At 51.0% G+C, this 14,463-nt stretch carries 8 protein-coding genes, 1 tRNA gene and 2 rRNA genes; 2 read left to right on the top strand and 9 right to left on the bottom strand.

The window, feature by feature from the left end; translation table 11 throughout:
• Window positions 1-163: 163 nt before the first annotated feature.
• From KNV97_RS17555 to trxA, 9 genes are all read right to left on the bottom strand, one after another.
• A 23S ribosomal RNA gene (locus KNV97_RS17555) occupies window positions 164-3,054 on the bottom strand.
• Window positions 3,055-3,371: 317 nt separating this feature from the next.
• Window positions 3,372-3,447, bottom strand: a tRNA-Glu gene (locus KNV97_RS17560).
• 100 nt (window positions 3,448-3,547) lie between these two features.
• Window positions 3,548-5,100, bottom strand: a 16S ribosomal RNA gene (locus tag KNV97_RS17565).
• Together the 16S and 23S rRNA genes with 1 tRNA gene alongside form the textbook arrangement of a ribosomal RNA operon.
• Window positions 5,101-5,625: 525 nt before the next feature.
• The gene (gene fre / locus KNV97_RS17570; protein WP_218562447.1) at window positions 5,626-6,339 is read right to left on the bottom strand and encodes an NAD(P)H-flavin reductase; all 714 of its coding nucleotides are present in this window, start codon (window positions 6,337-6,339) and stop codon (window positions 5,626-5,628) included.
• Window positions 6,340-6,354: 15 nt separating this feature from the next.
• On the bottom strand, window positions 6,355-6,624 hold the full coding sequence (locus tag KNV97_RS17575) for a 2Fe-2S iron-sulfur cluster-binding protein (RefSeq protein ID WP_136487147.1): 270 nt from the start codon (window positions 6,622-6,624) through the stop codon (window positions 6,355-6,357).
• The gene (gene ubiD / locus KNV97_RS17580; RefSeq protein ID WP_218562448.1) at window positions 6,621-8,474 is read right to left on the bottom strand and encodes a 4-hydroxy-3-polyprenylbenzoate decarboxylase; all 1,854 of its coding nucleotides are present in this window, start codon (window positions 8,472-8,474) and stop codon (window positions 6,621-6,623) included. The genes KNV97_RS17575 and ubiD overlap by 4 nt, the downstream gene beginning before the upstream one ends.
• Window positions 8,475-8,605: 131 nt before the next feature.
• Window positions 8,606-9,604, bottom strand: coding sequence for a hypothetical protein (locus KNV97_RS17585; RefSeq protein WP_218562449.1), 999 nt, complete (start codon window positions 9,602-9,604; stop codon window positions 8,606-8,608).
• Between the two features lie 100 nt (window positions 9,605-9,704).
• Window positions 9,705-10,964, bottom strand: a complete 1,260-nt coding sequence (rho, locus tag KNV97_RS17590) for a transcription termination factor Rho (protein WP_136487150.1) — start codon at window positions 10,962-10,964, stop codon at window positions 9,705-9,707.
• 196 nt (window positions 10,965-11,160) lie between these two features.
• On the bottom strand, window positions 11,161-11,487 hold the full coding sequence (gene trxA / locus KNV97_RS17595; RefSeq protein WP_136487151.1) for a thioredoxin TrxA: 327 nt from the start codon (window positions 11,485-11,487) through the stop codon (window positions 11,161-11,163).
• Window positions 11,488-11,598: 111 nt separating this feature from the next.
• Here trxA and rhlB point away from each other — a divergent pair, with 111 nt between their 5' ends.
• Together rhlB and gppA are read left to right on the top strand one after the other, a co-directional pair.
• On the top strand, window positions 11,599-12,951 hold the full coding sequence (gene rhlB / locus KNV97_RS17600) for an ATP-dependent RNA helicase RhlB (RefSeq protein ID WP_218562450.1): 1,353 nt from the start codon (window positions 11,599-11,601) through the stop codon (window positions 12,949-12,951).
• Between the two features lie 7 nt (window positions 12,952-12,958).
• Window positions 12,959-14,452, top strand: a complete 1,494-nt coding sequence (gene gppA, locus KNV97_RS17605) for a guanosine-5'-triphosphate,3'-diphosphate diphosphatase (RefSeq protein WP_218562451.1) — start codon at window positions 12,959-12,961, stop codon at window positions 14,450-14,452.
• The last annotated feature ends 11 nt before the right edge of the window (window positions 14,453-14,463 follow it).

The following is a 14,463-nucleotide window of genomic DNA, read 5'->3' on the forward strand; positions in this document are numbered from 1 at the left end:
ATTTTGTCAGGAACAAAATTTAACGCACTTTAGTGCGGCCCGGAGGGTTAACTACATGGATGTAGTTAATAAATTCAATTCCAAAATTCGGAAAGCTGTTTATGTTCTCATTACACATTCAATGTACTGGTCATTGAGTCCATCAAAACCCCTTGGGTGTTGTATGGTTAAGCCTCACGGGCAATTAGTACAGGTTAGCTCAACGCCTCACAACGCTTACACACCCTGCCTATCAACGTTCTAGTCTCGAACAACCCTTTAGGACACTTAAAGTGTCAGGGAAGACTCATCTCAGGGCTCGCTTCCCGCTTAGATGCTTTCAGCGGTTATCGATTCCGAACTTAGCTACCGGGCAATGCGTCTGGCGACACAACCCGAACACCAGAGGTTCGTCCACTCCGGTCCTCTCGTACTAGGAGCAGCCCCCTTCAATCTTCCAACGCCCACGGCAGATAGGGACCGAACTGTCTCACGACGTTCTAAACCCAGCTCGCGTACCACTTTAAATGGCGAACAGCCATACCCTTGGGACCGACTTCAGCCCCAGGATGTGATGAGCCGACATCGAGGTGCCAAACACCGCCGTCGATATGAACTCTTGGGCGGTATCAGCCTGTTATCCCCGGAGTACCTTTTATCCGTTGAGCGATGGCCCTTCCATTCAGAACCACCGGATCACTATGACCTGCTTTCGCACCTGCTCGAATTGTCATTCTCGCAGTCAAGCGGGCTTATGCCATTGCACTAACCTCACGATGTCCAACCGTGATTAGCCCACCTTCGTGCTCCTCCGTTACTCTTTGGGAGGAGACCGCCCCAGTCAAACTACCCACCAGGCACTGTCCTCGAACCGGATAACGGTCCAGAGTTAGAACATCAAACATACAAGGGTGGTATTTCAAGGACGGCTCCAACGCAACTGGCGTCACGTCTTCAAAGCCTCCCACCTATCCTACACATGTAGGTTCAATGTTCAGTGCCAAGCTGTAGTAAAGGTTCACGGGGTCTTTCCGTCTAGCCGCGGGTACACTGCATCTTCACAGCGATTTCAATTTCACTGAGTCTCGGGTGGAGACAGCGTGGCCATCATTACGCCATTCGTGCAGGTCGGAACTTACCCGACAAGGAATTTCGCTACCTTAGGACCGTTATAGTTACGGCCGCCGTTTACCGGGGCTTCGATCAAGAGCGTCGACCGAAGTCTAACCCCATCAATTAACCTTCCGGCACCGGGCAGGCGTCACACCGTATACGTCATCTTACGATTTTGCACAGTGCTGTGTTTTTAATAAACAGTTGCAGCCACCTGGTATCTGCGACTCTCATCAGCTCCATCCGCGAGGGACTTCACCATCAAGAGCGTACCTTCTCCCGAAGTTACGGTACCATTTTGCCTAGTTCCTTCACCCGAGTTCTCTCAAGCGCCTTGGTATTCTCTACCCGACCACCTGTGTCGGTTTGGGGTACGATTCCTTACAATCTGAAGCTTAGAGGCTTTTCCTGGAAGCATGGCATCAATGACTTCATCACCGTAGTGACTCGACGTCGTGTCTCAGCCTTATAGAGAGCCGGATTTACCTAACTCTCAAGCCTACGCACTTGAACCTGGACAACCGTCGCCAGGCCCACCTAGCCTTCTCCGTCCCCCCATCGCAATTGTAAGAAGTACGGGAATATTAACCCGTTTCCCATCGACTACGCCTTTCGGCCTCGCCTTAGGGGTCGACTTACCCTGCCCCGATTAACGTTGGACAGGAACCCTTGGTCTTCCGGCGAGGAGGTTTTTCACCCCCTTTATCGTTACTCATGTCAGCATTCGCACTTCTGATACCTCCAGCATGCCTTACAGCACACCTTCAACGGCTTACAGAACGCTCCCCTACCCAATGCGATAAATCGCATTGCCGCAGCTTCGGTTTACAGCTTAGCCCCGTTACATCTTCCGCGCAGGCCGACTCGACTAGTGAGCTATTACGCTTTCTTTAAATGATGGCTGCTTCTAAGCCAACATCCTAGCTGTCTGAGCCTTCCCACATCGTTTCCCACTTAGCTGTAATTTGGGACCTTAGCTGGCGGTCTGGGTTGTTTCCCTCTCCACGACGGACGTTAGCACCCGCCGTGTGTCTCCCGGATAGTACTTACTGGTATTCGGAGTTTGCAAAGGGTTGGTAAGTCGGGATGACCCCCTAGCCTTAACAGTGCTCTACCCCCAGTAGAATTCGTCCGAGGCGCTACCTAAATAGCTTTCGGGGAGAACCAGCTATCTCCGAGTTTGATTGGCCTTTCACCCCTAGCCACAAGTCATCCGCTAATTTTTCAACATTAGTCGGTTCGGTCCTCCAATTGATGTTACTCAATCTTCAACCTGCCCATGGCTAGATCACTCGGTTTCGGGTCTATATCCAGAGACTGTGCGCCCAGTTAAGACTCGGTTTCCCTACGGCTCCCCTAAATGGTTAACCTTGCCACTGAATATAAGTCGCTGACCCATTATACAAAAGGTACGCAGTCACACCACGAAGGTGCTCCTACTGCTTGTACGTACACGGTTTCAGGTTCTATTTCACTCCCCTCACAGGGGTTCTTTTCGCCTTTCCCTCACGGTACTGGTTCACTATCGGTCAGTCAGGAGTATTTAGCCTTGGAGGATGGTCCCCCCATGTTCAGACAGGATAACACGTGTCCCGCCCTACTCGATTTCACTGAACATACGCTGTCGGCTACGGGGCTATCACCCTGTTTCGCGGTCCTTTCCAGAACCTTCACCTGACGTATATAAAGCTTAAGGGCTAATCCAATTTCGCTCGCCGCTACTTTCGGAATCTCAATTGATTTCTTTTCCTCGGGGTACTTAGATGTTTCAGTTCCCCCGGTTCGCCTCATTAACCTATGTATTCAGTTAATGATACCTGCTTATGCAGGTGGGTTTCCCCCATTCGGAAATCGTAGACTCAAGTGGCTCTTACTGCCTCATCTACGCTTATCGCAAGTTAGTACGTCCTTCATCGCCTCTGACTGCCAAGGCATCCACCGTGTACGCTTAGTCACTTAACCATACAACCCGAAGGAGTTTCGAGTTGATGAACCAAGTCACCAAGGTTTCGTTGTCTCTCATTATTTGAATGAGCGAGAGACTTTTCGATTTTGCCGGACTCAATTTTGAAACTTGTTAAACAAGTTTCTACCAAGCACACTTGAATGTGTTGTTGGTGTATTCCATTTCGGAATACATTGAGAACTTTACAAATAATGTTTCGTTTACGAATAAACAAAAGATTATTTTGTCAGCTTTCCAAATTGTTAAAGAGCAAGAGTGACTTTCTGTAAAGAAAGAAACCATTTTTAAACACACTCGTAAGAATGCTTAAAAGTGGTATCCCGTAGGGGAGTCGAACCCCTGTTACCGCCGTGAAAGGGCGGTGTCCTAGGCCTCTAGACGAACGGGACACAGCAAAGTGCTCCGCATTCAAAGGCAGAGGCACAAATCTCTTCACTTTAATTAAACCATATCAATCTGTGTGGACACTCATCGTTATAATCATTCGTATAAGGAGGTGATCCAGCGCCAGGTTCCCCTAGCGCTACCTTGTTACGACTTCACCCCAGTCATGAACCACAAAGTGGCAAGCGTCCTCCCGAAGGTTAAACTACCTGCTTCTTTTGCAGCCCACTCCCATGGTGTGACGGGCGGTGTGTACAAGGCCCGGGAACGTATTCACCGTGGCATTCTGATCCACGATTACTAGCGATTCCGACTTCATGGAGTCGAGTTGCAGACTCCAATCCGGACTACGACGCACTTTTTGGGATTCGCTCACTTTCGCAAGTTGGCCGCCCTCTGTATGCGCCATTGTAGCACGTGTGTAGCCCTACTCGTAAGGGCCATGATGACTTGACGTCGTCCCCACCTTCCTCCGGTTTATCACCGGCAGTCTCCCTGGAGTTCCCGACTTTACTCGCTGGCAAACAAGGATAAGGGTTGCGCTCGTTGCGGGACTTAACCCAACATTTCACAACACGAGCTGACGACAGCCATGCAGCACCTGTCTCTCAGTTCCCGAAGGCACAAGACTGTCTCCAGTCTCTTCTGAGGATGTCAAGAGTAGGTAAGGTTCTTCGCGTTGCATCGAATTAAACCACATGCTCCACCGCTTGTGCGGGCCCCCGTCAATTCATTTGAGTTTTAATCTTGCGACCGTACTCCCCAGGCGGTCTACTTAACGCGTTAGCTCCGAAAGCCACGGCTCAAGGCCACAACCTCCAAGTAGACATCGTTGACGGCGTGGACTACCAGGGTATCTAATCCTGTTTGCTCCCCACGCTTTCGCATCTGAGTGTCAGTATCTGTCCAGGGGGCCGCCTTCGCCACCGGTATTCCTTCAGATCTCTACGCATTTCACCGCTACACCTGAAATTCTACCCCCCTCTACAGTACTCTAGCCTGCCAGTTTCAAATGCAATTCCGAGGTTGAGCCCCGGGCTTTCACATCTGACTTAACAAACCACCTGCATGCGCTTTACGCCCAGTAATTCCGATTAACGCTCGCACCCTCCGTATTACCGCGGCTGCTGGCACGGAGTTAGCCGGTGCTTCTTCTGCAGCTAACGTCAAACGAATGCGCTATTAACACATCCGCCTTCCTCACTGCTGAAAGTACTTTACAACCCGAAGGCCTTCTTCATACACGCGGCATGGCTGCATCAGGCTTGCGCCCATTGTGCAATATTCCCCACTGCTGCCTCCCGTAGGAGTCTGGACCGTGTCTCAGTTCCAGTGTGGCTGATCATCCTCTCAGACCAGCTAGGGATCGTCGCCTTGGTGAGCCCTTACCTCACCAACTAGCTAATCCCACCTGGGCATATCCTGACGCGAGAGGCCCGAAGGTCCCCCTCTTTGGCCCGAAGGCATCATGCGGTATTAGCCATCGTTTCCAATGGTTATCCCCCACATCAGGGCAATTTCCCAGGCATTACTCACCCGTCCGCCGCTCGCCGCCCTTAACGTTCCCCGAAGGTTCAGTTAAGTCGCTGCCGCTCGACTTGCATGTGTTAGGCCTGCCGCCAGCGTTCAATCTGAGCCATGATCAAACTCTTCAATTTAAGATTTGATTCCCTAAATAATTAGGGGAGGCTCAATGAATACTGACTTTAAATTACCTTAGTAATTCAAAGCTATTATCGTTCCAACAGAACGATAATGAATTGACTGTGCCAAGTCCGAAGACTTGATTGGTCACCCAGTTCATTGATACCTAAGTTGATTCTTTAGAATCATCTTCGATTATCATCAACGAGTGCCCACACAGATTGATAGGTTTATATTGTTAAAGAGCGTTGCCTTTCGAAACTTTCTTCTCAAAGCGGAGGTGCATTCTAGCGAGTTAATTTGAAGAGTCAAACACTTTTTCAAATTTATTTCTCAGAAGCTTTTCACCTCGCTGACCAGCGCTGAAGCCTTGCGGCGTCTGCCGTGTCAGTGAGGCGGCATTATAGGGAGGTTTTAAAATGGCGCAAGGGCTTTTTGCAAAAAACTTTAAAAAAACGGCCATTCGCTGAATAAAGCATCGAAATGATGAAAAAGAGGGCATTTTAGCCCTCTTTTCTTTATCTGCGCTGTAGTCACAGTTAGATAAATGCGTACGCATCCGCAAACATACGTTCACTCAGCGCCTGTTTGTTCTGAGTAAACATCTCTCTTGCCGCGCCCGCCATCTCAAATCGACCGGCGATATAGATATCGTAATCAGCAAGTGATTCGAAATCCTGACTGATGGCCTGAAGCACATTACCCACTTTGCCCTGCCAGTTAGCTTCTGCTTGTTCCACTACCGGAATAAAATGCACATTGTCATATTGAGCGGCAATTTGAGTCAGTTCATCTTTAGCATACAGCTGGTTCGCATCACGGCCACCCCAGTACAGATAGATAGGATTGCTCTTCTTCTGGGCCACACAATGATCAAGAATAGAACGCACATAGCTAAAGCCGGTACCGCCGGCGACCAGCAACAGCGGACGTTCGCTGTCTTCTTTTACCCAGGCATCACCGTGCGGTGCATCAATCGTGATGTCACCATTTTCTTCCAGCGCCTGACGCATCGCGTTCACCACATCCTGCGCGTAAGCATTATGTTCTGCCGCACCGATGTGCAGTTCCAGTTCACCTTCGTGGCGACACGGGCTACTGGCAATCGAAAACGGGCGCTTGTCTTTCTCGCCCATAACTACCATCAGATACTGGCCAGCTTTAAACGCAACCGGTGCTTCCGGGTGCAGCAAGATCTGGAAAGTGTTGCTGGCTAATGGCTGGATAGACTTTACTTTACATTTAATGGTCATGAGCTTCCTTCTTACCTACTCCTCGAAAGTAAGTACTAAATGACTTTCAGCGAAGGCCTGACAGGGAAATACCCATCCTTCGGCTTGCTCCCTCTCTGTGAGCATAGGCTCCAGGTGGTAACTCACCTCACCTTCTACTTTACGGCACAGGCAGGCTGCACAGGCTCCTACCTGGCAACGGTGCGGAAATGAAACATGCTGGTTGAGCGCAGCATCCAACACCGTCTGGCCTTTTTCTACCTCAAACTGAATATTACTCGGAAGCAAACGTACAGTGTAGGTCATAGGATATCTAATTTGTCCCAGATTTGGTCGATTTTTGCTACTAGTTTAGGATCCTTTTTAATCGGCGTCCCCCACTCACGTTCAACCTCTCCGGGATATTTGTTGGTGGCATCCAGGCACAGTTTCGAACTCTGCTGGTCGCAGGCCGGAATCCGTAACGTATCACGCGCCGGATCCATCCGGGTAGTAATAGCCCAGATAATGTCATGCCAGTCATGGATATTGACGTCTTCATCACACAGCACAACAAACTTGGCATCAACATAATCAGCAACGAAAGTTTGCAACGCATCTAATACGGCTCTGGACTGCCCCGCCATCTCTTTATACATAGAGACCAGCACAAAACGATTATCCGCTGAGGCTGGAAGATGAATATCGATGATTTGTGGATGCTGCTGTTTAAATGCCTGCAATGCCTCAGCCGGAATGTCACTTTTCTCTGCAGTGCTCACTGGCGCTGACATCGCCAGTTCCGCATCCCACTTAATCGTAGCATCCAGCCCCATTTTCGAACCCAGTCCGACCACAGGTGAGGCGAAATCGAGTGAATCAATCGGCGTATGCTCAATCATCAGAGTATCGCGCACCGGATCCATATGGGTGGTCATGGCCGCAATCACTTCGCTCCAGTCACGGGCATTGACCGACTCATCGCACACAATCACATATTTGGTGTACATAAACTGACGCAGGAAAGACCATACCCCCATCATCACCCGTTTGGCATGACCCGGATACTGCTTCTTCATAGTCACCACCGCCATACGGTAGGAGCATCCTTCCGGTGGCAGGTAGAAATCCTCAATTTCCGGGAACTGCTTTTGCAGAATCGGGACAAATACTTCGTTGAGTGCGACCCCTAATACCGCAGGTTCATCCGGCGGACGTCCAGTGTAGGTACTGTGATAAATCGGCTTTTGCCGCATGGTCACATGGGTGACCGTAAACACGCGGTGCCGCTCGACCTCATTGTAATAACCGGTGTGATCGCCATACGGACCTTCATCGGCAAACTCATTCGGGTCAATGTAACCTTCCAGCACAATTTCAGCGCTGGCCGGTACTTCCAAATCATTACTGATTGACTTGACGACTTCCGTTTTACTGCCGCGCAGCAAACCTGCAAACGCATATTCGGATAAGGTGTCCGGCACCGGTGTGACCGCGCCGAGAATAGTGGCCGGATCCGCTCCGAAAGCGACCGAAACCGGGAAAGGTTCACCCGGGTTGGTTTCCATCCAGTCACGCAAATCCAGTGCACCGCCACGGTGAGCCAGCCAGCGCATGATGATTTTGTTCTTAGCAATTTTTTGCTGACGATAAATACCGAGATTCTGGCGCTTTTTGTTTGGTCCGCGGGTCACAGTCAGGCCCCAGGTCAGCAACGGGGCGACATCATCAGCCCAGCAGCTCATGACCGGAATCTTATCCAGGTCCACCTCATCGCCCTGCCAGACTATCTGCTGGCAAGTCGCCTGACGCAGACGCTTGGCCGGCATATTGAGGACCTGTTTGAACACCGGCAGTTTATCCAGTGCGTCTTTAAAGCCACGTGGCGGCTCTGGCTCTTTAAGATAAGCGAGTAGTTTACCTACTTCACGCAGCTCTTTGGCATGACTGCGTCCCATCCCAATCGCGACCCGCTCCGGCGTACCAAACAAATTCGTCAGCACCGGGATATCGGAACCAATCGGATTTTCAAACAACAGAGCCGGACCGCCTGCGCGCAGCGTGCGATCGCTGATCTCTGTCATTTCATAATGAGGGTCAATCGGGTGAGTAATGCGTTTTAGCTGACCATGCTGCTCAAGATGGTCGAGAAATTCGCGTAAATCCTTAAAACTCATAGGGCTTCTGATGGCTGGTTAATCTGCAGGCAGTATAACAAAAAGAGGGAGTTACGCTCCCCCTTTTGCTGTATAGAATCGTTATAAACAACGCCTTTGTCTGCACAGGTGTGCCCGGAAAACCGAAAACATCACTGAGAAAGAACCTGTAAGATAGCGTGTCGCTTGACCTCACGGTTATTGACCAGCAGATCGTTGAGCCACGATTGATAACCCTGCTCGGCCAATGCCTGTGCCACTATCGGCGCATCGTCGGCACGGCCGAGACGCGACACCAGAAAAGCTTTCACTTCATCACTCATCGGATTGAGACGCGCCAGATCCTGCAAAGCCTGGGATTTCAGACGTGGATTACCCTCCGCCACCATCAGTTGCCCGATGGCAAATTCGTCACCCTGGCGGGCCAGACGGGCGAGGCGATCCAGCTCCTGCTCAATATAGAAGTCGGCGCGCATCAGCCATAACAGTTTGTAAACCTGGGGATCTTCACTGACCTGTGCCAGACGCACCATCAAAGAGGAAGTGGGTAACCAACTGGTCACCGGGGCCTGAGTCAGCTGCTCTGTCAGCGCTTTGACCGCAGGCGGAGACAAATTGCCGAGCTCACGGATCAGCAGCGCTTCTCTGGCCTGAACCAGGTGTTCATGCCCGGATAGCCACTGCTGCAGGTTGAGTTCATAGCGCTCGGCTTTAAACACCAAATCCAGCACACGCTGATCCTGATTCCACTGCTTGATTAACCGGTTCGCAATGCTCTGGTAATCAAACGCCGGAACCGAAAACTCGTAGCCCTCTCCTTTCTCCATGGTCTGATAGACCGGAACCGCCTGACGCTGCGATTCGATAAAATTGACCATATACGGTGTCAATACCAGTTGGCTCTGATCGAGATGCTGCAACAGCAGATAACGCACCGCTTCCTGTTGCGGCAGGGCCAGCCGTTGCAGAGCAAAATTCAACGCATCGACATCATCCTTCACCGCCATTTCGACCAGTTCCGCTACTTTCTGTTGCAGCTGGCTGTCTTGCAATAACTGCTCACGCTGCTGCGGGGAAATTTCCACCGCCCGGGCGGGCATCATACTGAGTGAAAAAGTAAGGAGAAGTGTGCACAACATTCCTTGTTGCATATTAACCTCCTGTTAACATTTCAGCCATTGTCGATGCTTACTGGCCAGAATGCAAACAAAAACACCACCCATTGGGTGGTGTTTTTTAACCTGTTGATTGTTATTGACGACGCATGGCGTCAAAGAACTCATCGTTGGTCTTGGTCATCGCCAGTTTGTCGATGAGGAACTCCATTGCGTCGGTTTCACCCATCGGGTGCACAATCTTACGTAGGATCCACATCTTCTGCAGCTCATCGGTTTTGGTCAGCAACTCTTCACGACGGGTACCTGAACGATTGAAGTCGATAGCAGGGAAAACACGTTTTTCTGCAATCTTACGATTCAGATGCAGTTCCATGTTACCTGTACCCTTGAACTCTTCGTAGATCACCTCATCCATCTTCGAACCCGTATCCACCAGCGCAGTCGCGATGATAGTCAGGCTACCGCCCTCTTCAACATTACGGGCCGCGCCAAAGAAACGCTTCGGACGGTGCAGTGCGTTGGCATCCACACCACCAGTCAGCACCTTACCTGATGAAGGTACCACGGTGTTGTAGGCACGTGCCAGACGAGTGATAGAGTCAAGCAGGATAACGACGTCTTTCTTATGTTCAACCAGACGCTTGGCTTTTTCAATCACCATTTCTGCCACTTGTACGTGACGAGAAGCTGGTTCATCAAAAGTCGAAGCAATCACTTCACCTTTAACCAGACGCTGCATCTCGGTCACTTCTTCCGGACGTTCGTCAATCAGCAGTACCATCAGCACACACTCAGGGTGGTTGCTGGCAATGCTCTGCGCGATGTTTTGCAGCAGCATGGTTTTACCCGCTTTCGGCGGAGCAACGATCAAGCCACGCTGACCTTTACCAATCGGCGCTGCCAAATCGAGTACGCGTGCGGTGATGTCTTCAGTCGAACCGTTACCACGCTCCATCACCATACGTTCGTTGGCGTGCAGCGGCGTTAAGTTTTCGAACAGGATCTTGTTACGGGCATTATCCGGTTTGTCGTCGTTAACTGTGTTCACTTTCAACAGTGCAAAGTAACGCTCGCCTTCTTTTGGCGGACGGATTTTGCCAGCTATTGAGTCACCGGTACGCAAGTTGAAACGACGAATCTGGCTTGGTGACACATAAATGTCGTCAGGACCGGCCAGATATGAGCTGTCTGCACTGCGTAAGAAACCAAAACCGTCTTGAAGAATTTCCAAGACCCCGTCACCAAAAATATCTTCACCACTTTTCGCATGCGCTTTTAGGATGGCGAAAATGATGTCTTGTTTTCTCAGGCGCGCCAGGTTTTCAAGGCCCAGACTCTCACCAAGTTTCACAAGATCAGACACAGGTCTGTTCTTCAATTCTGTTAGATTCATTGTGGTGGATACTTGTTTAGTCAAAATAGGATCTGTTTTTAAGTTAAGATGGATTTGGTCTCAGGATTGACCAAGAAGTGAACATTTGTTTAATTAACGTGCGATAAACTAGCACTAAATATTAGCCTAGTCTAGAAAATGTTTTTTACCAAAAACAAAACCGCACATATTGCTATGTACGGTTTGGGGCGTGTTTTTACAGGTTGGCGTCCAAGAATTCTTTCAGCTGAGTCTTAGATAGCGCACCAACTTTAGTTGCTGCAACGCTGCCGTCTTTGAACAGCAGAAGCGTTGGAATGCCACGAATACCGAACTTAGGTGGTGTACCAGCGTTGTGGTCAATGTTCAGTTTGCCGATAGTGAGTTTGCCTTCGTACTCTTCAGCGATTTCATCAAGAATAGGCGCAATCATCTTACAAGGACCACACCATTCTGCCCAAAAATCAACAAGAACAGGGCCTGCAGCTTTGATCACATCTGCTTCAAAACTATCGTCAGAAAGCTGCACAATTTTATCACTCATCTTCCACTCCAGTGTGTTTTTCTGAACTGGTTGCATACTAACCAGTAAATAGATGCTCTATTGGAATGTATTTACTTCCGTATTGCAAGCCTAAGCTGATATTCTATACCTATGAAAAAGACGCATATCACAGAGCACAAGTTCGCCGACTTCGGTTTACATCCGCAAGTCATTGAAGGATTGGAAAAAAAAGGGTTTGAATACTGCACCCCGATCCAAGCTTCGGCGTTGCCGGTACTGCTCGCCGGCCAAGACATCGCAGGCCAGGCCCAAACGGGCACTGGTAAAACGCTCGCGTTTCTTACTGCTACATTCCACCATTTGCTGAAAACACCACCTGTTGAAGGTCGTCAGCCAACGCAGCCGCGTGCCATTATCATGGCGCCAACGCGTGAACTGGCGATTCAGATTTACAACGATGCCGAGTCACTGATCGAAAGTACCGGTATTAAGGCCGGTTTGGCCTACGGCGGCGAAAGCTATGATAAGCAGTTGGGTAAACTGCAGGAAGGTGTGGACATTCTGATCGGCACCACCGGCCGTATCATCGATTTCTACAAACAGCGCGTGTTTAACCTGAACGCGATTCAGGCTGTCGTGCTGGATGAAGCTGACCGTATGTTCGATCTCGGCTTTATTAAAGACATCCGTTTCTTGTTCCGTCGCATGCCGGAAGCCAAAGACCGTCTCAACATGCTGTTCTCTGCAACACTGTCGTACCGTGTGCAGGAGCTGGCCTTCGAACACATGCACAATCCGGAACACGTGGTGGTGGAACCTACCCAGAAAACCGGACACCGCATTAAAGAAGAGCTGTTCTACCCGTCGAATGAGCACAAAATGTCGCTGCTGCAGACACTTATCGAGGAAGAGTGGCCGGATCGCGCCATCATTTTCGCCAACACCAAACACCGCTGTGAACAGATCTGGGGCCACCTGGCTGCCGACGGGCACCGTGTTGGTCTGCTGACCGGCGACGTACCACAGAAAAAACGTGAGCGTATTCTGGCGCAGTTCACCAAAGGTGAAGTGGATATACTGGTTGCTACCGACGTGGCTGCCCGTGGTCTGCATATTCCGCAGGTAACCCACGTGTTTAACTACGATCTGCCGGATGACAGCGAAGACTACGTACACCGTATCGGCCGTACCGGTCGCGCTGGCGAAAGCGGTAACTCACTCAGCTTTGCCTGTGAAGAGTACGCGATTAACCTGCCGGGTATCGAAGAGTACATCGAACACACTATCCCGGTTTCCGAATACGATCCTTCAGCTCTGCTGACTGATCTGCCAAAACCGCTGACCATGCGTTCTACTCAGCAGCGTCGTACCAACACTGGTGGCTCTCGCTCAGGCAACAATAACAACCGTGGTAAATCGCAGCGCCGTTCGCGTCCGCCGCGCAACCGCCAGAACCAGAACCAGAACCAGAACCAGAACCAGAACCAGAAAAAGGATTCGTAAGCCGTCTATGAGTCAAGCCGTCTCTTCACCGCTGTATGCGGCTATCGACCTCGGGTCGAACAGCTTTCACATGCTGATTGTGCGCCACATTGAGGGCAGCGTTCAGACCATGGCCAAAATCAAGCGTAAAGTTCGCCTGGCAGCTGGTCTGGACGAGCACAATGCGCTGAGCCAAGAAGCGATGCAACGTGGCTGGGATTGCCTGAGCCTGTTTGCCGAACGTCTGCAGGATATTCCTGATGAGAATATCCGTATCGTCGGTACCGCGACTCTGCGTACCGCGACCAATGTGGATGCGTTTCTAGCCAGAGCCAATACCATTCTCGGCCATCCGATTGAAGTCATTTCGGGTGAGGAAGAAGCGGCGACCATCTATAAAGGTGTCGCCCATACCTCCGGAGGCATGGGACGTCGGCTGGTCGTTGATATCGGCGGCGCCAGCACAGAGCTGATTATCGGTGAAGGGTTTGAGGCAAAGGCACTGACCAGTTTGAAAATGGGCTGTGTAACCTGGCTGGAGCGGCACTTTAAGGATCGCCAGCTCAACAGCACCAATTTCAATAACGCCATCCACGCGGCCAAGCAGATGCTGGAGCCAATCCTGGAGCAGTATACCGCTCTGGGCTGGGATGTGTGCGTCGGTGCCAGCGGTACTGTGCAGGCACTGCAGGAAATCATGCTGGCACAGGGGATGGATGAAGTCATAACTTTAGCCAAACTGAAGCGACTGCAAAAGCAGGCCATGCTGTCGGACCATCTCGAAGAGCTGGAAATCGAAGGCCTGACTCTGGAACGTGCCCTGGTATTCCCAAGCGGTTTGTCGATTCTGATCGCGGTGTTTGAATCACTTAATATTGAAGCGATGACCCTGGCCGGTGGTGCGCTGCGTGAAGGGCTGGTGTATGAAATGGTCGCTGGCCTGCGCCAGGATGATATCCGAGCCCGCACCATCACCAGTGTACAGAGCCGTTACCAGCTGGATGAAACTTATGCCGACCAGGTCGCCACTCTGGCCAGTAAACTGCTTGCGCAGTGCGGCGGCGATGAGTGGGTCGGTGAACCGCAGGCCGAGATGCTGCTGCGCAGTGTCGCCCAGTTACACGAAATCGGTTTGTCGATCGACTTTAAAAAAGGCGGCGAGCACAGTGCCTATCTGCTACAGCATCTTGATTTGCCCGGTTTTACCCGTGCCCAGAAACACTACCTGGGGGAGCTGGCACGCCGTTACCGTGAGCAACTGACTTCACTGCCGGAGCAACATGCATTGTCGAGCAGTAGCAGTAAACGGGTGCTGCGCCTGTTCCGTCTCGCGGTCATCCTCAGCCATCGTCGTAACCCGGCGCTGGAGCCGGAGTTTGCCCTCAGTGCAGAAGGCGACAAACTGACCCTGAGTATCAGCAATGCGTGGCTGCAGGCCAACCCGCTGACGTATGCCGAACTGGAACTGGAGGCTAACCGCCAGACCGATATCGGCTGGCCATTGACCCTGCTTGCCAGCTAAAGCAGCAAAAG

Origin of the sequence: Vibrio ostreae, assembly GCF_019226825.1 — a bacterium.
Lineage (GTDB): Bacteria > Pseudomonadota > Gammaproteobacteria > Enterobacterales > Vibrionaceae > Vibrio > Vibrio ostreae.